Origin of the sequence: Haloarcula salina, assembly GCF_010119195.1 — an archaeon.
GTDB lineage: Archaea > Halobacteriota > Halobacteria > Halobacteriales > Haloarculaceae > Haloarcula > Haloarcula salina.
The window spans coordinates 161,266-181,210 of sequence record NZ_WRXL01000007.1; the positions used below are offsets into that span (position 1 = coordinate 161,266).

Here is a 19,945-nt window from a genome sequence, read left to right on the forward strand (position 1 = left end):
CGGTGACCGAAATATTAAAATATGATGGATTCGACGGTGGGATTATGCCACGAGAGGCACGCGTAACCGTGGACAGACGGAGGTATCTGCACGCAATCGGCGGGACCGTCGCGGCGCTGTCGGTCGCCGGGTGCCAATCGAGCGGCGGCGGGTCACAGACGCTCACCGCCGGTACAGCACCGGGCTTCCCGCCGTTCGAGATGAAGCGGGACGGAGAACTGGTCGGATTCGACGTGAGTCTGCTGGAGGCCGTCGTCGCGAAGTCCGACTACGAGCTATCCGGCTGGGACGAACTGGAGTTCAAGTCGCTCATCCCGGCGCTGAACAACGGGAACGTCGACGTAGTCGCCGCCGGCATGACGATCAACGAGAAGCGCGAGGAGGCAATCGACTTCTCCGACCCGTACTACAGTTCGAACCAGGCCATCGTCACCCGCGAGGCCGGGTCGTTCTCGCCCTCGTCGCTCGACGACCTCGACGGTGCGCTCGTGGGCGCACAGAAGGGGACGACGGGCGAGTCAGTCATCACCGAACAGCTCGTCGAGACCGGCACGATAGAGGCCTCCGCGTACAAGGCCTACGGCAACTACGTGCTGGCCGTCGAGGACCTGCTGAACGAGAACGTCGACGCCATCGTCATCGACGTGCCCGTCGCGAACTCTTTCGTGGGCGACCGCCCGATCACGACGGCGTTCGTCTACGAGACCGGCGAGCAGTTCGGGTTCGGTATCCAGTCCGGTAACGAACAGCTCGCCAGCGCGCTCAACGGCGGGCTGACCGCCGTCAGGGACGACGGAACGTACCAGGAACTGACCGCCAAGTGGTTCGGCCAGAAGTGAGGCCATGACACCGACGCTACTACAGGCGGCCGACTGGCTCTTCGTCGCCGACAACCTCGGGCTGTTACTCCGCGGGACCGCCGTCACGGTCGCGCTCACCGCTGCCAGCATCCTTCTCGGATTCGTCGTCGGGTTTCCGGCCGGCGCGCTGGAGGTGTATGGATCCGGTCTGCCGAAGCGAGCGGTCGAACGCGCCGGCGTGGTCCTGCGCGGGACGCCGCTGCTGGTCATCATCATGATGCTGTACTTCGTCGTCTCCGTCTCGGACAGCGCGTTCGCGACGGCCACGGCCGCCCTGGGCCTCCGAAGCGCCGCCTACCAGACGCAGATCTTTCGGGGCGCGCTCCAGAGCGTCGACGAAGGACAGTTGGAGGCCGCTCGCGCCGTCGCGATGTCGCGCTTCGAGGCCATCCGTCACGTCGTCGTCCCGCAGGCGCTCAGACGGAGCGTCCCCGGGTTTCAAAACGAGTTCACCATCGTCTTGAAAGACACCAGCATCGCCATCGTCATCGGTATCGGCGAACTGCTGACGACGGGCCAAAACCTCTACGAGGGCGGCCGGTCGACCGCGGCGCTGGAGATCTTCCTCGCGGTCAGCCTCATCTACTTCGTTCTGACCTTCGCGACGAACCGCTCGCTCGACAGACTCAGTGACCGGTACGCCGTTCCGGAGGGGACCGCATGACACGACCGCTACTCGACATCGACGACCTGTACAAGTCCTACGGCAGCGAAGACGTTCTCGAAGGGGTCGACCTGGAGATGGACCGCGGCGACGTGACCGTGCTCATCGGGCCGAGCGGTTCCGGGAAGTCCACGCTGCTCCGTTGTGTGAACCAGCTCACCGACATCGACAGCGGGACCGTCGCCCTCGACGGAACCGATGTGACGCGCCCCGAGGCCGACGTGAACGAACTGCGCAAGCAGGTGGGAATGGTGTTCCAGGACTTCAATCTGTTTGCGCACCTGACTGCCCTGGGCAACGTCACGCTCGGACCGCGCAAGGTCCTGGGGATGGACGCCGACGAGGCCCGCGAGCGGGGCCGTGAACATCTCGAACAGGTGGGTCTGCTCGATCAGGCGGACTCCTACCCCGCGGAGCTCTCGGGCGGGCAGCAACAGCGCGTCGGCATCGCCCGGGCGCTCGCTATGGATCCGGAACTCCTGCTGTTCGACGAGCCGACCAGCGCGCTCGACCCCGAACTCGTCGGCGAGGTCGTCGACGTGATGCGCGATCTGGCCGACCGCGGCATCACCATGCTCGTCGTCAGCCACGAGATGGGATTCGCCCGCTCGGCGGCCTCGGACATCGTCTTCCTCGACGACGGCGAAATCGTCGAGCACGGACCGCCCGAACAGCTGTTCGAGACACCCGAGGCCGACCGGACGAGGGAGTTCCTCGGTCGCCTGCAGACCGAACACGAGGGGACGCCATGAGCACGGCCGAATCAGCGTCACCGGTAACGCGTCTGCGGCGACGGATGGGGTCAGTCGTCTCGGTCCGTCCGCTCACGGTCGGCCTCGCCCTGTTCTGGCTCTGGCTGTCGGGCCGCCTGGCCAACGACTTCCTCCTCGTCGGCTCGGTCGGCGTCGGGCGCGGCGAGCCGTTCGTTCCCGTGGCACCGTTCGCGGCGGCCGCTGACAGTGCCGCCGCCCTCGCCGCGTCGCTCGGCCCCGTTGGTGAGCCGGTTCTGTGGCTCGCCGGCGGGTTCGAGTTCGCGGCGGAGGCAATCGGATACCTGCCGCTCCTCGCAGGGGGCATCTGGACGACGGTCCTGCTGACGACGGTCAGCGTCTGTCTCGGGTTCGCGCTCGCGCTCCCGCTCAGCCTGCTGCGCGTCTACGGCGGCCGGACCGCACGCTGGGCGGCGCTGTCGTACACCGAACTCATCCGCGGGACGCCGCTGCTGGCACAACTCTTCGTGCTCTACTTCGCCACCTCGCTGACGCAGGTCCTGCGGGGGGTTCCCGGCGTCGGGGTCGGCTTCGTCCCGGCACAGGCCTTCTGGGTGGCGGTCATCAGCTTCTCGCTCAACAGCGCGGCCTACCAGTCCGAGTACCTGCGGGCCGCGTTCGACTCCGTCGATAGCGGTCAGCTGACCGCCGCGCGCGCCGTCGGCCTCTCCAAGCTCGAGGGCATCCGCTACGTCGTCGTGCCGCAGGGCCTCCGTCTGGCGCTCCCGAGTTGGACGAACGAACTCGTCTACCTCGTGAAGTACTCCTCGCTCGCGAGTTTCATCACCGTGCAGGAGCTGTTCGGCCGGACGAGCACGCTCGCCAGCGAGACTTATCAGTACACCGACCTGTTCGTGCTGGCGGCGGTCCTGTACCTGGCGCTGGTGGTGACGGCCTCCGCGCTGATGGACCGCGTCGAGTCCCGCACGGCGACGGTCGGCGTCGGACACACGCGACAATGAACCGGACGGACAGTGCCGGCGCACGGCTGACGCTCGACCTGTGGCACCCGGACTGCTGGGCCATCGGTGCGACGGCCCGGACGGACGGGGGTATCCTCGCCCAGGCGGTCTATCAGGCACCCGAACCGACGCCGGAGCGGGTCAACGGGCTGTTCACGGCCTACGGTGAGACGGCCGAGACCGTCGAGGCGTGTCTCGACGCGGTCCGCGACTCCCCGCACTCGGGGGCCGTGCTCGAACTCCGCGAGCGGTTCGGGCATCGCCGCGACGCGCCGGGCGCGGTCGTCCGCGAGTTCCTCCTCGAGTACGACCCCTCGGCGCTCGTCTGTCCGACGCTCCTCGAACACGGCTTCGTCCACAGCGCCCCCGTCCGCATCGAAGACGGACGCGAGCGGTGGCAGGTGAGCTTCACGCGCGATCGCTCCGAACTCCAGTCAGCGCTCGACGCCGTCCGGCGGGACGCCGACGCGGACCTGACCGTCGAGGCGGTCGCGACGGCCGACAGCGAGACGCAGCGGTCCGAGCGCGAACGGCGGTTCGATTCGCTGACGCCGGCACAGCGACGCGCCTTCGAACGGGCGCGGTCGGCAGGGTACTACGAATGGCCCCGCAGCGTCTCGACCCGCGAGCTCGCGGCGCAGTTGGACCTCTCGAAAACGACGCTCCTCCAGCACCTCCGGACCGCGGAGGCGAAGCTCCTCGATCCGGAGCGTCGGTCGACGGACCCGGAGTCCGCGACGTAAGGGAACGGTTCGGTCGTCTCCACGCGACCGGTTCGTATCGCAGCGAGGGGTTTGTCGGCTGATACAGGTCGACCCACCCCGAACCGGCAGCCGCAGACAGATCGACGGTACAGGGAGTCTCTCGTGCCGGTCTCGTCAACGCCGCTTCCGTCGCCCGTCGTTCCAACGAGGTTTTCTATCTGGCCGGTGACGTTCGACCATGAAATACTTCGAGGATATCGAAGTCGGTGATCGGCGGAAGTTCGGCGCGTACGAGGTCACGAAAGCCGAGATCGTCGAGTTCGCCGAGAAGTACGACCCGCAACCGTTCCACCTCGACGAGGAGGCGGCAAAGGAGTCGATGTTCGGCGAACTCATCGCCTCGGGCTGGCAGACGGCGGCCATCTGCATGCGCCTGTCCGTCGAGCACGTCACCGACGTGGCGACACTCGGCGGACTCGGCGTCGACAGCCTCCGGTGGCACACTCCCCTCCGCCCCGGCGACACGCTCCGCGTCGAAACTGAGGTCCGGGACAAACGGCCGTCAGAGCGACGCGACGACCGAGGGTACGTCACGCGGCACGTCGAGGGACTGACCGACGACGGCACCCGGATCATCTCCTACGACGGGATCGAAATCGTCGCGCGTGAGACCGACGACTGATCGAAGACTGATGGTGTTTTGATATAGCGACATACGATTTATTTGCTGTACTTCGATCACAATATTCGTGGAATTAGTCCTTCAAAACTCTTGAACTACGGCAGCAACGTGTAAATTTCGGCGTCGTACACGTCTCGAACCCGTGAGCCCCACTCGTGCGTGTAGGTATCGATGACGTCCTGGGCGACATCGCCCCGGAGGTACTTGACGACGCCGCGATCCCCGGTTCGGTCCCGGAGATGCGTGGTGAAGAAGTGCCGGAAGTAGTGGGGCGTCACGTTCTCCTCCGCGCCGCCGCCGTCCGTGTACCACCCCATCTCCCGGGCGTGTGACTCCACGATGTGGTGGACCATGTCCGGCGTGACGCGCTGTCCCCAGCTATCCCGCGTCGAGACGAACAGCGGTTCGGCGTCGGAGCGAGTGTCCGGCCGAATCGCCAGCCAGCGTCGCAACACGCCGGCCAGTTCGTCGTCTACGGGAATCGTCGTCTTCCGTTTTCGTTTGTTGGAAGCGGTCCGTTCTTCTCCGTTGACGACCGCACCGCGGGCCGGCATCGCGTCTACGAACAGCGAATCCGGCCGGCCATCGAGTCCCGCACGGACCGGCACGTCGGGACGCGGGCCGGGCGTCGCGAGGTTGAGGTCCCGAAGATCGAGGTTACACAGTTCGCCCGCTCGCATTCCCGTTTTCAACAGGGTCACGACGAGCGCTCGTTCGAGCGGATGTGTGATGCGGGCGACGAACGTCCGCATCGCCGCGAGATCGAGCTCTCGACGGGTCGGGTCCGTGTTGATGGATTCGTCCATCTCTTCCATGACGAGCGTCATCGGGTTGGACTCGAACGTGCCGACCTGATTCATGTAGGCGAAAAAGCGGTGCAGGTACGACGCGTACGTGGCCACGGTACTCGGCTCTGTATCGCCCCGCAGACCGTGCACGTAGGCCATACAGTCCCTGTGTGAGGCGTCGGCGACCGGAATCGGTCGACCACCCTCGGCAAGAAACGACTCGAAGTCTCGGAGGACTCGTTCGTATGACTCGCGCGTGCGGTCACTCTTGCCGTGGTACGTGATGTCGTCGAGGAAGTACCCGATCGGGTCCTCTCCGGCGCTCGGCGCGGCGGCGTCGGAACTCATTCGTCCAGCACGTACCCGCCGTGGCGTCCGCTGTATCGCACACGGTCGTCCGACTGAAGTTCCTGCAACGTCTCGTCGAGTCGCTCCTCGATGTCGTCGGTCAGCTCGGCCACAAGGTCGTCCCAGTCGTAGTAATCTCCGTCCGCGAGAATGTCCTGCACCCGGTCTTTCAGGCCGTCGACCCCGGGGGTTTCGTCCGCGGAACCGGCTTCCTCGCCCGTCCCGTTATCGTCGGTTGCCACCGATGACTCGGATTCCGCGGTCTCGAAGCCGCTCCGGCCCGCCTGTACCATCGTTCGGACGAACTCGCTCTGACTCATGTCGAGTTCGTCGGCGTGTTCCGCCCACTCCGCTTTCTGGTAGGCGGGAACGTAGGTCCGAACCGTCGTTCGCTCCGTCGCGTCGCTCTCAGCGCTCATAGTCTCCCCTCGAACGCCGTGTACTTCAATGTAGTCCTACAGTCACTGATAAACACACTTATTTGGGTGTGTAGCACCCTATTTCGCCCCGATATGCATCATCTCGGATCCATAAGTGTCAATGACTCAACTATAGTGGCCACGTTCACAAATATAATCCCTATCGAGCAACAGCAGAATCGCTCCCGTCAGGTCGGCGAAACGATTGGTGGCGGCGGGCCCAGAGACATCGGCCGCCGTCCCCGGCGTTTCAGTTCGGTCACGGTTTGAGCGGACTCGGCCAAGGACTGCAGCGCGCTACCGGGTTCCCCGCGGGAGGTGTCGGTTCGGCGAGTGTCGACGTGGGGAGGTCCGCAGTCACTGTCGGGGCTAATATCCACACTGCCCGTGATGGGGGCCAAGGCGCGGTCCCGGCCACTTCTCGGTATACCACCGACGGTACCCAATAGGTGCCGGCGATTGCGGCCACGCAGAATACGCCCACGCGAGCCGTCGTCGACTCGTCTGGTGGCACCGTCGAGGGGGTGAACTCACTCAGCCTGCGTAGGCCGCCACCACACCCGTCCAGGCGGGATCGACAACGCAGTGAAGCCGGAAATCGGCGAATCGTTCCACTTTGGTCGTCGACCTTGGGCTTAGAAAACCGAGTCCCAGTTCGGCTTTACCCGTCCGTCACAATTCGGGGTCTGTCACGTGGATCGTCTTTTATCGAGGGAACGCGAACAGACACAGTCGATAGGTCCGGTAGTCCCCGGACAGGCAGCGGCCGACTATCCGCGAGCACTTCGCGCTCGGCCGGGTTTCATCAGTCGGGGTGTCAGAAGGCCGGGGCTGGTCATCGTCTGCTCACAGGCCTGCAGTGCCCGTTTACGGGCTTGTGGAGGCCCGCTACTAACGCGAGGATTGCGCTCTTTAGAACGATAGCGAATCGTGGAGAGCCGAAGGTCCGATCTTCCTTCGTCCCGGCGAGCGAGTCGATGGCCCGCGAACCAAAGACGAAACTGCGGGCTTCTATGGGAGGAATTGAAACGAGGCACACACCGACGCACGACGAGAGTGCGATCGGGTGTGCAGTGAATTTCCATGGTTACGATAGCTTTCGAACCGAGCTCTGTTACAGTACTATCGTCACCGTCACGGGTGGCGCTCTGTTGCGCCTCTATCCGATTCCGACGCGTCCGAGACGAATCACATTACCGTCCGGGGTCCGTACCACCGCTATGGCGACTCGAACACCGGGCCAGCGAAACGCGATCGGAGGTGGTGTCGATGGCTAACGAAGCGCTGGTGCAACTGTTCATGATCGCGATCGTCTTGGTGGTGATAGTCGTCGGTCTCATCGGCGGTTTCTACCTCGTCAAGTTCCTCGTCTCTTATACCTTCGAGTCGTAGTCGCCGGGCGGGACCGAAGCCGGTTGGTGGCACCGAGGCCGCGACCGCACGTCTCAGTGCGTCTCAATGGATCGTCTCTAGGCTATTTGTTACCAAGGGATACGATGTTTGGTAACGATGCTTGTCTGGTAGCGAACTAATAAACTGCATTTCGCTATATCTAATGCCGGGAGTAGCTCCGGCGGTCTGTACGGTCGTTTTTGGAGCGAGCGAGTCGAACCGGACGACCGGTTTCTGCGGCTGTCTCCGCCTCTGGCGGGCATTTCCTGTCACCGCTTCCGGTTGCTGAAACGCTCGGATCGGTCAGTGGTGAGGATTCCCGGGACCACGAATCTCGTGTATCACACCATCCGATACACTTCGTCCATCCAGCTGTCGTCCGATTCGAGCGTGATTCCGGCCATCTCCTCGGCCCACTCGGCCTGTGCCTCGCTCCCTTCCATGACCTCCTGAATCACGTCGGGGTCCTCGACCTCCATGAACCCGAAGACGTGGCCGTCCTTCTCGAAGACGCTGTAGGTCTCCAGCCCGGCGTCCGATTCGAGGTACGCCGCTTCGAGGGCGTCGGGGACGTTCTCGTGTTTCGCTCGGTACGCGTCTCGCTTCCCGTCCGCGATCTCCAGGTGGAACGCTATTCGCGCCATACCGGCGGTTCGCTTGCCGGCGACAAATAGGTTGGGCGGGGCGTTCCCAGCCCCGTCGAGGCGCCGGAGCGAAGGCAGATTTTTACCGACCGGCGCGGAAGCACGCGTATGATCCGCAATCGCGACGCACTCGAGACGGACGATTCTCACCGGGTGGCCCTCGACTGCATCGAGGCGGCCATCGCGGCGGCCGCGCCGGAGACCGCGACGGAATCAGCAGTCGCCCTCGACGGCGAGACGCTCACGGTCGGACCGACGAGCTACGACCTCGGCGAGTACGACGAGGTCGTCATCGTCGGCGGCGGAAAGGCCGGCGGCGGTGTGACCCGCGCGCTCGAAACGATTCTCGGTGATCGCCTCTCGGGCGGGCGACTCGTCGTCAAACAGCCCGTCGACGTGTCGGCCGTCGAGTGGTCGGTCGGCGATCACCCGCTGCCGTCCGAGCGGAACGTCCAGGCCACGGCCGAACTGCTCGAACTCGTCGACGAGGCCGACGACGACACGCTCGTCCTGTTCGTCCTGACTGGCGGGGCCAGCGCGCTCCTGTCGGCGCCGACGGGCGACCTGACCATCGACGACCTGCAGGCGACGACCGACCGCCTGCTCGGCGGCGGCGTTCCGATCGAGGAGATCAACGCCGTCCGCAAACACCTCTCGGAGCTGAAGGGCGGGCAACTCGCGCGGCGGGCGGCCCCCGCGACCGTCGTCGGGCTTCTCGTCAGCGACGTGGTGGGTGACGACTTCTCGACTATCGGAAGCGGCCCCTCGGTCCCGGACGAGACGACGTACGCGGACGCGCTCGCGGTGTTCGACCGTCACGGCGTCTCGCCGCCGGAGGCCGTCCGCGAGCACCTCGAAGCGGGACGTGACGGCCAGGTCGCGGAGACGCCGTTCCCCGACGATCCGGTCTTCGACCGCGTCCAGAACCACCTCGTCGGCGACAACGGCACCGCGCTTGACGCCGCCGCGGACGTGGCGCGCGCGGCCGACCACGACCCCCTCGTCCTCACGTCTCGCCTGCGCGGCGAGGCGCGCGAAGTCGCAAAACCGCTGGTCGCAGTCGCCGAGGAGGCGACGGTGACGGGGTCGCCGGTCGAACCGCCGGCGGTCCTGCTCGCGGGCGGCGAGACCACCGTTACCATCACCGGTGACGGCGGACAGGGCGGCCCGAATCAGGAGCTCGTCCTCTCGGGCGCGCTGGACCACGACGGTGACGCGATCGTCGCCGCGGTCGACACCGACGGCGAGGACGGGAGCTCCGACGTGGCAGGCGCAATCGCCGACGCGGACGCGATAGCGGACCGCGAACGGGCCCGCGAGGCGCTGCTGGCCAACGATGCGGGGTCGTATCTCTCGGAGATCGGCGCGACGATCGAGACCGGGCCGACCGGGACGAACGTCAACGACGTGGTCGTCATCGTCGTCCCGGCGTAGCACCCGGCTGGTGAAAACGAAGACGCCGCCTCAGTTCCCGACGACGTGGTTCGTGAGCGTGCCGATGCCCTCGATCTCCGCCTCCGTCGTCTGGCCGGGCTCCAGCACGTCGACGGGGTCGCGGAAGATGCCGACGCCGCCGGGCGTCCCGGTGGAGATGACGTCGCCGGGCCGGAGCGTCATCGACTGGCTGATGTAGGAGACCAGTTCGCCCACGTCGAAGATGAACTGCTCCGTGTTCGATTCCTGTTTCGTCTCGCCGTCGACGCGCAGTGCGACGTCGACGTTGTTGGGGTCGAACGCCTCGTCGGCGACGAGCGTCGGCCCCATCGGCGCGAACGTGTCGTAGCTCTTGCCCCGGAAGAACTGCCCGTCGGACTGCTGGGCGGTCCGGCCGCTCACGTCGTTGACGACCGTGTAGCCGGCGACGTGGTCGTACGCGTCGGACTCGGAGACGCCCTTGGCACGCTCGCCGATGACGACGCCGAGTTCCACCTCGTAGTCGACCTGTTCCTCGCCGTCGGGATCCGGGTGGACGATGGGGTCGCCGGGATTGGTGACGGCCGTCGCGGCCTTGCCGAACAGCATCGGCCGCTCGGGGATTTCCTCGTCCTGTTCCTCGGCGTGGTCCCGGTAGTTGAGTCCGCAGCAGACGATCTTTCCGGGTCGCGGGACCGGAGCCAGCAGCGATACCTCGTCCGCGTCGACCTGCGTCAGCGCGTCGTGCTCGACGAGTCGCGCGACTTCCGACCGGTAGCTCGCGTCGCCGATGTCGGCGAGGGCGGGTTCGCCCTGCGGGAGGTCCGACAGCGCGTGGATCGTATCCGTTTCCTTCACGCCCCACGAAGGGCCTGTTCCGTCGGTGTACCGAACGAATTGCATCGCTAGGCTAACCACGCCATCGGAACTTAAAGCTTGAGATGGAGACCGGCGATCGGTCCCAGTCGCGACAGACCGTCGTCCCCACTCCGTGCTGACGCGGCACGCAGTCCAGCGGCGGTCCGACCCCGCGTTCCGACATGCTCGGATCGACTCCGTCCCGTTCCCGAGAGCGAACCGGTCGGGAGCGCGTCACTCTTCGAGAACCACTTGTACGACTGTTTGTACAGGATCGATAGTGGACAGTGGCCGCAGATTCGCGCTGTGAGCCGTCTGTCGACGCACTGATCGAGATAGAATCCGGCAATGGCGGAAATAATATATGGGCACGCGTCCGATATCGTTCCATGGACGAACGCACCGTGCCGATCAAGGCCGCGAAAGTCTCCTTCGACGTCATCGAGGCGTTGCGCGAGCGCGAGGGAGCCGGGGTCTCCGAACTCGCGACCGCGCTGGAGATGCCGACGAGCACCATCCACGACCACCTCCGAACGCTGGAACAGCAAGGCTACCTCGTCAAGGAAGACGGGGAGTACCGCGTCGGCGCGCGCTTTCTCGAACTGGGGGAGCAGGCCCGGTCGCGCAAGAAGGTGTACGGCATCGCCCGCCCCGAGGTCGACTCGCTGGCCGAGGAGACCGGCGAGCACGCGAACCTCCTCATCGAGGAGCACGGCCTCGGCGTGTTCCTCTACAAGGCCCGCGGCGAGGACGCGGTCAATCTCGATACCCACGCCGGGATGCGCGTGCTGTTACAGACGACGGCGCTCGGCAAGACGATCCTCGCCTACCGGCCGCGCGAGGAGGTCGAGGCGATACTCGACGAACACGGCCTCCCGGAGATCACGGCGAACACCGTCACCGACCGGGACGAACTGCTCGACGAACTGGAGACGATTCGAGAGCGCGGATACGCCCTCGACGACGAGGAACGGGTCCAGGGAATGCGCTGTGTGGCCGCGCCGATCCTCAGCGACGACCAGGAGGCCATCGCCGCGGTGAGCGTCTCCGGGCCGCGGAGTCGGATGGCCGGCGACCGCTACACCGAGGAGATTCCCGAACTCGTTCTCCGAAGCGCCAACGTCATCGAGGTCAACATGACGTACTCCTAGGGGCGACGGCGGGCCGCCGAGGAAACGGCGTCCCCGCTACCGGAACTCCGGCATGACCTCGTCGGCGAACAGCTCCATCCCGCCGGTGTCGGGGAAGTCGACGAACCAGCACTGGAACTTCGTGACGCCCGCCTCGATCCGGTCTTCGATGGCCGCGGCGCACTCCTCGGGCGTCCCCATGATGAAGTACTCGCGGGCGTCTTCGGCCGTCTCGATGTCCGCCTGGTCCTGGTACTCCTCCTCGAACTGAATGGGCGTCATCAGGTCGACGAGCCGGTCGAACTTCTGTTCGTCGCGCGTGCAGATGACGTGCCCGTCCCACGAGTACTCGATGTCGTCGGGGTCGCGGCCGACCGTCTCGCAGTGGTCCTCGATGACGCCGATCTTGTGTTCCAGCGTGTCCACGTCGCCGTTGAACACGTCCGTGTTCCACACGTCAGCGTGCTTCGCGACGAGCTTGAGCGTGACCTGCTCGCCCTGGCCGCCGACGAGTATCGGCGGGTGGGGGTCCTGTACGGGCGTCGGTGCGCAGGAGGCGTCCTCGATCTGGTAGTGGTCGCCGTCGAAGCTCGCGCCCTCGCTGCCGGCGTCCCACATGCGCTTTATCAGGCGGATGGACTCGTCGAGGCGCATCAGCCGCTCGAAGCCGTCGCGGTACTCCCAGCCGTAGGCGTCGTACTCCGGTTCGTGCCAGCCCGCGCCGAGGCCGAGTTCGAGTCGTCCGTCGGAGATCACGTCGAGCGTCGCAGCCATCTTCGCGACCAGCGCGGGGTTGCGGTAGTCGTTACAGAGGACGAGCGAGCCGAGGTTGATGTCCTCCGTGAACCCGGCCATCGCCGAGAGGAGCGTCCAGCACTCGTACTCCGCGTGGTCGCGGCCGAGCATCAGATGGTCCGGGGCCCACGCGGCGTCGAAGCCCAACTCCTCCGCTTTCTCGATACCCATCCGCGTCGTCTCCCAGTCGAGCGCCTCGTACTCGGGCGTGTCCCGGTGGACCGGTTCGCCACCCGTTTCCTCCGGCGCGCCCGCGAACACCGGCACGTTGTACTCGAAGCTGATGTCCGTCATCGGTCACTCCACGGCGAAGTGGTCGAGCGCCTCGCGGTTCAGTTCCGTGCTGACACCGGGCTCGTCGGGCAGCGGTATCGAGCCGTTCTCCGGCGACGGCGGGTTCTGGAAGATGGCGTCGGCGTAGGTCGACTCCTTTTCCTCTTGCTGTTCCTGGAACCACTCGGGGGTCGGGAAGTACTCGGCCATCGGCATGTTCGTGTGCCCCGCGATCGCGTGCAATGTGGGGTTCGTTCCGGCGTGAGGGATCACCGGTACGTCGTGGACCTCCGCCATGTCCGCGACCTTCTGGAGCTCCGTGATCCCGCCGACGCGGCCCACGTCGGGCTGGAGGATGTCGACGGCTTCGCGTTCGAGCAGTTCCTCGTGGCCCCAGCGCGTGAACTCGTGTTCGCCGCCGGAGATCGGCATCGGCGCGGCCTCCCGGACCTCGGCGTAGCCCCTGATGTCGTCGGCGATGACCGGCTCCTCGACCCACGCCATGTCGTACTTCGCGAGGCGCTGGGTCATCTCCTTGGCGTACTTCACCGACCAGCCCATGTAGGCGTCGCCCGCGATGTCGATCTCGTGGCCGACGGCCTCCCGGACTGTCCTGACGATCTCCTCGTTTTTCTCCATCCCCGAGCGCCCGTCCTCGGGCCCGTGGAGGAAGCGCAGTTTCATCGCGTCGAAGCCCGCCTCGGCGTACTCGAGGGCCTCGCGCTCCAGTTTCTCCATGTCGACGGGGTGGAGGTTCGACGCGTAGGCCGGGATCTCGCCCTTCGTGGGGCCGCCGAGCAGTTCGTACACCGGCTTGCCGGCCTCCTTGCCGGCGATGTCCCACAGCGCCTGATCGACGGCGCTGATCGCCATGACGGCGACGCCCTTCCGGCCGAACGGGAGCGTCGCGCGGTACATCTGTTCCCAGAGGTGCTCGCGTCGCATCGGGTCCTCGCCGTGCACGATCTTCGAGAGCGTCTCCTCGACGACGGTGGCGATGGCGCCCGTGCCCCAGTTGCCGACGCCGACGCCGGTGATGCCCGCGTCGGTCTCGACCTCGACGACCACGTCGCCGACCGGCCCCATCCACTTCCGGCGGGCCTGCGGGTTCTCGCCGTCGACGTTGCGGTACTCGTCGTACTTCGACATGATCGTCACGAGGGGGAACTCGATGAACTCGCCCCACGACTCGTTGCTGACTTTCGTCGCTGAAATGTCTGTGATCTCCATAGGTCGATCGCGTACGTAGACGTGTTCCGGCAGTAGTAAAACGTTTTCTGTCACCGCGTGAGGCCGTCTCTGTCCTGTATTCGAGTCTCGCCAGTATCCGACCGCGGTCGCGCGCGTCGGTGGCAGGCTCAGTCGCCGAACTGGAACACCGGTTTGCAGGTCTCTGAGCCCAGGAACGCCTCGAAGGCGGCCGACGGGTCGTCGACCGAGTAGGACGTGTCCAAGATCTCGTCGACCGCGATCGCGCCGCGCTCCATCAGCCGGAGCGCCTGCTCGAAGTTCGTCCACGTCGAGCCGTAGGAGGTGTTGATCTCGATCTCGCCGCGCACGACCGGCGTCAGCGTGACCTCGCTGGGCTGGTTCGGGATGCCGACGACGACGACCTGTCCGCCCTTGCGGACGTGCTCCGCGGCCGTGCCGACGCCGGTGTGGTGGCCCGTCGAGTCGATGGCCACGTCGAAGCCGATGCCGTCGGTGAACGACTCCGTCGCGGCCTCGAGGCCGTCGCCCGACTGGACGTTGACCGTCTCGATGCCGAGGTCGTCGAGCAGCGGCAGGCGGTACGCGGCGTCCTGGTCGAGGCCCGAGACGAGGACGTTCGCGCCAAGCGAGTCCGCGACGGCGGCGACGAGGACGCCGATAGGGCCCGGCCCCTCGACGAGGACGGTGTCGCCCGGCGTCGCGTTCGACCGGTCGAGGACGGCCCGCGTGGCGATGCTCGTCGGCTCGGTGATGGCCGCGTGGCGCAGCGGGACCTCGTCGGGGACGGCGTGGACGTGCTCCGGCGCGACGGTCACGTACTCAGCGTACGCGCCGTCGCGGTGCATCCCCGTGATCGAGAAGTTCTGGCAGACGTTCGGCTGGCCGTTCTTGCACTGGAAGCAGTGACCGCAGTCGTGGATCGGCTCCTCGACGACCTTGTCGCCTTCCGCGAAGCCCTCCACGTCGGACCCGACCTCGACGACCTCGGCCGAGTACTCGTGGCCCATGATCCGCGGAATCGGGATCCACTCGTAGCCGCCGTCGTACTTGTAGGCGTGGGCGTCGCTCCCGCAGAGCCCGGCCGTGTGGACTTTCACGAGCAATTCGTCTGCGTCTGGCGTGGGGACCTCCCGCTCCTGTGTCTCCACGGCGCGGGGGCCCGTCTGAACGATTGCTTTCATTGGTAGTCGGAGACTGGTGACTGGCTGTCTCACTCGAACCATTCGCGTACACCGGTTAATAATTTTGGGTGTCCGGCTCGCTCGCGGGCGTTCAGACGGCGCTTCCGGACCCGAGGCAACGCCCACAGCGTGCGGTAGCAGTACGATCCTCCGCGGGAGATCCGAACTCAGACCTCGACGCCGTTTGTCGGTGCGTCCTCGGCGCGTTCCGCCATGAGCCGGCCCTTGATGAGTTCCTCCGTCTCGGCGTCGAACAGGTAGACGTGCTCCGGCGCGATGGTGAACGTCAGCGAGTCGCCGGCCGCCAGGTCGTGGAAGCCGCCGATCTTGGCGGTGATGTCGCCGCTCTCGCTCTCTGCGTGGACGATCGCCTCCGTCCCGACGGGCTCGACGACGCGGACCTCGGCGTCCACGTCCGGGCCCTCCGTCAGCCGCGCCGCCCGCTGGTAGAGGTCCTGTGGCCGGAACCCGACGAGCACGTCGGACGTGTCGATCTCGGTCTCGACGAGCGCCTTCGGAATCTCGAAGCTCGTGTCGTCCGTCTCGATGGCGTAGTCGTCGCCGCTGTCCGTGACGCGCCCCGAGTAGAGGTTCATGTCGGGGCTGCCGACGAACTGCGCGACGAAGAGGTTCGCGGGCTCGTTGAACACCTGGTCCGGCGTGCCCAGTTGCTGGAGTTTGCCGTCGTTGAGGATGGCAATGGTGTCGGCGATGGTCATCGCCTCCTCCTGGTTGTGGGTCACGTACGCCGAGGTGATGCCGACCTGGGACTGCAGTTCGTCGATCTCGGTCCGCATCGTCTTCCGTAGCTGGGCGTCCAAGTTCGCCAGCGGCTCGTCGAACAGGAACAGTCGCGGCTCGCGGATGATGGCGCGACCGAGCGCGACCCGCTGTTGCTGGCCGCCCGAGAGCTGTGCGGGCTTGTTGTTCAGGAGCTCCTCGATTTCGAGCATCTCCGCGACCTCGGTGACGCGCTGGTCGATCTCCCCGTCGGTCATGTCGTTGTCCTCGCGTCGGAGCCCGAAGCCGAGGTTCTCCCGGACGGTCATGTGCGGATAGAGGGCGAAGTCCTGGAACACCATCGCCACGTCGCGGTTGCGCGCCTTGATGTCGTTGACGACGGTCCCGTCGAAGCGAATCTCGCCCTCGGTGGGGTCTTCGAGCCCGCCGATCATGCGGAGCGTCGTCGTCTTCCCACAGCCGCTCGGGCCGAGCAGGACCAGGAAGTCCCCGTCGGGCACGTCGATCGAGAGGTCGTTCACGGCGACCACGCCGTCTTTCTCGGGGTCACCGAATACCTTCGTGACACCGTCGACTTCTAGGTGTGTCATTGTCCAGTGTTACCGTCCACCGCATAATAAAAGTGCCGTCCTGACGGCGCTACGGGGCGACTATCCCTTGACGGCGCCGCCGGTGAGGCCCTGCACGAAGTACTGCTGGATGTACGCCAGTCCGGCCAGGACCGGCAGCGAGATGATGATCGACGCCGCCGCGACGACGTTCCACTGCGTGTTGAACCCCTGCACGAAGGTCAGAAGTCCGGGGGGAACGGTGAACTTCGAGTTGTCGAGCAGCGTCAGCGCGAAGACGAGTTCGTTCCACGCCAGCAGGAACGCGAAGATGAACGACGCGATGAGCGAGTTCCGCGCCATCGGCACCAGCACGTACCAGAACGTCTCGAAGGGCGTACACTGGTCGATGCGCGAGGCCTCGACGATGGAGTCGGGGAAGTCGTCGAAGAAGCCCTTCATGAGCCAGACCACGAACGGCGAGGTCATCGCGCCGTAGATGAGGATCAGCGCGAGGTGGGTGTTGAACAGCCCCAGCGTCGAGATGAGTTCCCACTCGGGGACCATGATGGCCGTCCCGGGGAACATCAGCGACGCGAGCAGGAGGCTCATGATGGCGTTCTTCCCGCGGAACTCCCGCTGGGAGAGGACGTACGCCGCCCCCGTCCCGAGGACGAGCGCGATGAGTCCGGCTCCGACCGCGACCTTCAGGCTGTTGAGGATGAGCGTCAGGATGTCGATGTCGATGGCCGAGGAGATCTCCCAGCCGAACGACTGCTCGAAGAACGCGTCGTAGCCGCTCGTCTGGAGCGACGACATGACGACCATCCGGAACCCCTGCAGCGAGGGGTCTTCCGGGAAGACCGTCGGCGGGATCTGCTGGATCTCGGCCGTCGTCTTGAACGCCGTCACGACCATCCAGTACAGCGGGAACAGGACGTACGTGAAGACGACGAGCGTCAGCAGGCCGATGAGCGACTTGCGGACGTACGTCCCCGACTGCGTGTCGTACAGCCACGACTGGTTCTTGCGGAACTCCGATTTCGGGTCTTGGGTGTCTGTCGCCATTAGAACTCACCTTGCACTTTGTCGTACACCTGGATGTAGTAGTAGGAGAACACGAGCAGGACGACGAACAGCAGCATCGACAGCGCCGACGCGAGGCCGACGTTGAAGTCGACGAACGCCGTCCGGTAGATCATCACCGGGAGCGTGCTGCTGGAGACGCCGGGACCGCCCTTCGTCATCACCCACACCATCGAGAAGTTCCTGATGTTGTAGATGAGCATCAGGAGGAAGCCGATGGCGAGGTTGTACCGCATCATCGGGAGCGTGATGTACCGGAACTGCTCCCACGGGGTCGCGCCGTCCATCCGCGCGGCCTCGTAGAGGTGCTCGTCGATGCCCTGCAGCGATGTCAGCGTCAGGAGCGCGAACAGGGGCGCGAGCCGCCAGATCATCCCGACGATGGGCGGCCACAGCGAGAGGTCGGTCGACCCGAGCATGACGATGTACTCGTCGATGACGCCCAGTTGCACCAGCAGTTCGTTGATGATGCCCTGTGAGCCGCCGAACATGAACTGCCAGATGGACGCCCCGACGACCCGCGGGAGGACCCACGGGATGAGGACGATGGCGCTGGCCACGCTCGTGAACGGGAGCTTCTCGTAGAGGAGCCACCCCATGAGGAAGCCGAGCACGATGGCCGCGATGCTCCCGACGGCCACCCAGACGAACGTGTTCCAGAGCACTTGGTGGATGGTCTCGCTCGTCCAGATCTCGGCGTAGTTCGCGAGGCCGACGAACTCCGCCTCCGCCGGCGAGAGGAGGTCCTTGTCGAAGAAACTGGAGTAGATCGCCTGCGCGATGGGATAGAGGATGAACACGCCGACGAGCGACATCACCGGGAGTATCGGGAGGTACACCCGGACCCCTTCGGGAACCCGCTCGATCGCGTGTTCGTACGACGCCTGTGCGTTGTCTACGTAACTCATAGTGTGATAGGATTCATTGCGGTGTGTTCACATAAAACGGTCGGCGGGCCTCAGGCGAGGTTCTCGTCGATGGCTTCCTGGACGGCGGAGTTCGCGCTGGCGCAGGCCTCCTCGGCGGTCGCGTTGCCCAGCACGACCGGCTGGATGACTTCGGTGTTGATCGTGCTCTGGATGGAGGCGAGCCCGGCGAACGACGGGAACCGCGAGGTGCGGGTGAAGAGGTCGTCGTTCTCGTACAGCGTGACGAGGTCGCCGAACTGGCTCTGGAAGAGGTCGGTCGGCTCCTCGAAGGCGCTCTGGAGCGTCGGGACGCGGCCGCGGATGCCCACGTCGGCCTCCGAGGCGTACGTCCACGGGGCGAGCTGGTCGGGCTGGTTCCACCACTCGATGTAATCGAAGGCGGCGGATCGTTCGGCGTCGTTCGCCGTGCCGTTGCCCATCATGAAGCCCTGCGCGTTCTGGAGCAGGAGGTCCCGGGGCTCGAAGCTCCCGGACGGGTTCTCCGGGAGCGGCGCGCGCGTGACGGTGTGGCCCTCGCCGTCGAGCCACGGCTGGGGCGCGCCCGTGGTCTGGTACACCGCGTTCGCGTGGGAGTACGTGATGAAGATACCCGACTCGCCCTCGCGGAGGAGCCGACCCGCAGCGATGTGGTTGTTCTCGGCCATGGAGTCCGGGAACAGCCCCGCCTCCGCGATGTCCTGGTACAGCTTGACGGCGTCGACGAAGCCGGGCTGGTCGACCGTCGCCTCCATCGACTCGGGGTCGAAGTACCGGCCCCCGTTCGCGTAGACGAATCCGATGAAGTAGCCCGTCGTCAGGCCGAAGTCGGTTCCGGGAGCCGTGATGGCCGCCGAGACCTCGTCGATCTCCTGCATCTCCTCGCCCAGTTGGATGAGCTCGGGCCAGGACCGCGGCGGCGCGTCGAAGCTGGTCTGTTCGAGGTAGTCCGTCCGGATGTCGATGAACGGCCCGAGGTCGGCGTAGCCGCCCGGGAGTCCCCACTGGTGCTCGCCGTCGGTGTCGCCGAGCCCAGAGTATAGCTGAGTCTGGATGTTGGCGTCGATGAAGTGGCTGTTGATCTCCTCCAGGCGGTCCGCGAACTGGCTCTGGTCGAGGGGCTGAATCGCGCCGGCCCCGGCGTAGTCGGGGATCTGCTGGCACTGTCCGGCCATCACGTCGGGGAGGTTGTTGTTCGCGGCCGCCGAGGCGATGATCTGGTACTTCTGGCCCCACTCCTGGTGCTGGTAACTGACGTTGTGCTCGCCGTATTCGGAGTAGTGCCCGCTGATGTACTCCCGTTCGGCGGGAATGCCGCCGAACAGCCAGAAGTCGAGGTTCTGCGAGCCGCCGCCGTTGCCGCCGTTGCCACCGCCACCATCGCCACCGTCACCACCGCCGTCTCCGCCGTCACCACCGCTGCACCCGGCGAGTCCCAGGGCGGCCGCAGTACCGACTCCAGTCAGAAAGCGACGCCTGTCGAGTCCGGACGACGTACTATCGTGTGTCATGAGACGCTGTTTCAAACGACGCGGCGTATATATAATAAATTTACCGGTATTTTACACCC

Annotated in this window: 20 protein-coding genes; 9 read left to right on the top strand and 11 right to left on the bottom strand. The window is 65.6% G+C overall.

The genetic code is table 11. The annotated features are described in order from the left end of the window. Window positions 1-44 precede the first annotated feature (44 nt). The 6 genes from GM656_RS17225 to GM656_RS17250 all read left to right on the top strand — a co-directional run bounded on the left by GM656_RS17225 (window position 45) and on the right by GM656_RS17250 (window position 4,642). Window positions 45-839: a transporter substrate-binding domain-containing protein gene (locus GM656_RS17225; RefSeq protein ID WP_162414933.1), complete on the top strand. Its 795-nt coding sequence runs from the start codon at window positions 45-47 to the stop codon at window positions 837-839. A gap of 4 nt (window positions 840-843) precedes the next feature. Continuing rightward, entirely contained in the window at window positions 844-1,524 is a 681-nt protein-coding gene (locus tag GM656_RS17230; protein ID WP_162414934.1) for an amino acid ABC transporter permease, read from the top strand. Continuing rightward, entirely contained in the window at window positions 1,521-2,276 is a 756-nt protein-coding gene (locus GM656_RS17235) for an amino acid ABC transporter ATP-binding protein (RefSeq protein ID WP_162414935.1), read from the top strand. The genes GM656_RS17230 and GM656_RS17235 overlap by 4 nt, the downstream gene beginning before the upstream one ends. Continuing rightward, window positions 2,273-3,256: an amino acid ABC transporter permease gene (locus GM656_RS17240; protein WP_162414936.1), complete on the top strand. Its 984-nt coding sequence runs from the start codon at window positions 2,273-2,275 to the stop codon at window positions 3,254-3,256. Before GM656_RS17235 ends, GM656_RS17240 begins: the two co-directional genes overlap by 4 nt. Next, window positions 3,253-3,999: a helix-turn-helix domain-containing protein gene (locus tag GM656_RS17245; protein WP_162414937.1), complete on the top strand. Its 747-nt coding sequence runs from the start codon at window positions 3,253-3,255 to the stop codon at window positions 3,997-3,999. The genes GM656_RS17240 and GM656_RS17245 overlap by 4 nt, the downstream gene beginning before the upstream one ends. A 199-nt stretch (window positions 4,000-4,198) precedes the next feature. Next, window positions 4,199-4,642 (top strand): MaoC family dehydratase, encoded by a 444-nt coding sequence (locus GM656_RS17250; protein WP_162414938.1) that lies wholly within the window; start codon window positions 4,199-4,201, stop codon window positions 4,640-4,642. Window positions 4,643-4,737: 95 nt separating this feature from the next. On the opposite strand, the gene GM656_RS17255 is transcribed toward GM656_RS17250, so the two are convergent. Then, window positions 4,738-5,778 (bottom strand): tyrosine-type recombinase/integrase, encoded by a 1,041-nt coding sequence (locus GM656_RS17255; RefSeq protein ID WP_162414939.1) that lies wholly within the window; start codon window positions 5,776-5,778, stop codon window positions 4,738-4,740. Next, window positions 5,775-6,197 (bottom strand): DUF5805 domain-containing protein, encoded by a 423-nt coding sequence (locus GM656_RS17260; protein ID WP_162414940.1) that lies wholly within the window; start codon window positions 6,195-6,197, stop codon window positions 5,775-5,777. Before GM656_RS17260 ends, GM656_RS17255 begins: the two co-directional genes overlap by 4 nt. Window positions 6,198-7,466: 1,269 nt before the next feature. Here GM656_RS17260 and GM656_RS19560 point away from each other — a divergent pair. After that, a complete protein-coding gene (locus tag GM656_RS19560) occupies window positions 7,467-7,589 on the top strand; it encodes a hypothetical protein (protein WP_277815066.1) in 123 nt (40 codons plus the stop codon). Between the two features lie 341 nt (window positions 7,590-7,930). Here GM656_RS19560 and GM656_RS17265 read toward each other — a convergent pair whose 3' ends face one another. Further along, window positions 7,931-8,233 (bottom strand): L-rhamnose mutarotase, encoded by a 303-nt coding sequence (locus tag GM656_RS17265; RefSeq protein ID WP_162414941.1) that lies wholly within the window; start codon window positions 8,231-8,233, stop codon window positions 7,931-7,933. Window positions 8,234-8,341: 108 nt separating this feature from the next. Here GM656_RS17265 and GM656_RS17270 point away from each other — a divergent pair, with 108 nt between their 5' ends. Continuing rightward, a complete protein-coding gene (locus tag GM656_RS17270; protein ID WP_162414942.1) occupies window positions 8,342-9,667 on the top strand; it encodes a glycerate kinase type-2 family protein in 1,326 nt (441 codons plus the stop codon). A gap of 30 nt (window positions 9,668-9,697) precedes the next feature. Here GM656_RS17270 and GM656_RS17275 read toward each other — a convergent pair whose 3' ends face one another. Then, the gene (locus GM656_RS17275; RefSeq protein ID WP_162414943.1) at window positions 9,698-10,549 is read right to left on the bottom strand and encodes a fumarylacetoacetate hydrolase family protein; all 852 of its coding nucleotides are present in this window, start codon (window positions 10,547-10,549) and stop codon (window positions 9,698-9,700) included. Between the two features lie 344 nt (window positions 10,550-10,893). On the opposite strand from GM656_RS17275, the gene GM656_RS17280 reads away from it, so the two are divergent. Next, window positions 10,894-11,655, top strand: coding sequence for an IclR family transcriptional regulator (locus tag GM656_RS17280; protein WP_162414944.1), 762 nt, complete (start codon window positions 10,894-10,896; stop codon window positions 11,653-11,655). 36 nt (window positions 11,656-11,691) lie between these two features. Here the strand turns inward: GM656_RS17280 and GM656_RS17285 are convergent, their stop codons facing one another. The 7 genes from GM656_RS17285 to GM656_RS17315 all read right to left on the bottom strand — a co-directional run bounded on the left by GM656_RS17285 (window position 11,692) and on the right by GM656_RS17315 (window position 19,886). Beyond that, window positions 11,692-12,723 (bottom strand): TIGR03560 family F420-dependent LLM class oxidoreductase, encoded by a 1,032-nt coding sequence (locus GM656_RS17285; protein ID WP_162414945.1) that lies wholly within the window; start codon window positions 12,721-12,723, stop codon window positions 11,692-11,694. A gap of 3 nt (window positions 12,724-12,726) precedes the next feature. Beyond that, window positions 12,727-13,932, bottom strand: a complete 1,206-nt coding sequence (rhcD, locus tag GM656_RS17290) for an L-rhamnonate dehydratase (protein WP_162414946.1) — start codon at window positions 13,930-13,932, stop codon at window positions 12,727-12,729. Between the two features lie 128 nt (window positions 13,933-14,060). Further along, on the bottom strand, window positions 14,061-15,095 hold the full coding sequence (gene rhcE, locus GM656_RS17295; RefSeq protein WP_162414947.1) for a 2-keto-3-deoxy-L-rhamnonate dehydrogenase: 1,035 nt from the start codon (window positions 15,093-15,095) through the stop codon (window positions 14,061-14,063). A 167-nt stretch (window positions 15,096-15,262) separates the two neighbouring features. Beyond that, window positions 15,263-16,426, bottom strand: coding sequence for an ABC transporter ATP-binding protein (locus GM656_RS17300; RefSeq protein WP_162414948.1), 1,164 nt, complete (start codon window positions 16,424-16,426; stop codon window positions 15,263-15,265). Between the two features lie 60 nt (window positions 16,427-16,486). After that, a complete protein-coding gene (locus GM656_RS17305; RefSeq protein WP_162414949.1) occupies window positions 16,487-17,452 on the bottom strand; it encodes a carbohydrate ABC transporter permease in 966 nt (321 codons plus the stop codon). Continuing rightward, window positions 17,452-18,378 carry a carbohydrate ABC transporter permease gene (locus GM656_RS17310; RefSeq protein WP_162414950.1) on the bottom strand — a complete coding sequence of 309 codons (927 nt, stop codon included), beginning with the start codon at window positions 18,376-18,378 and terminating at the stop codon, window positions 17,452-17,454. Before GM656_RS17310 ends, GM656_RS17305 begins: the two co-directional genes overlap by 1 nt. Window positions 18,379-18,428: 50 nt before the next feature. Then, the gene (locus GM656_RS17315; RefSeq protein WP_162414951.1) at window positions 18,429-19,886 is read right to left on the bottom strand and encodes an ABC transporter substrate-binding protein; all 1,458 of its coding nucleotides are present in this window, start codon (window positions 19,884-19,886) and stop codon (window positions 18,429-18,431) included. Window positions 19,887-19,945 lie beyond the last annotated feature (59 nt).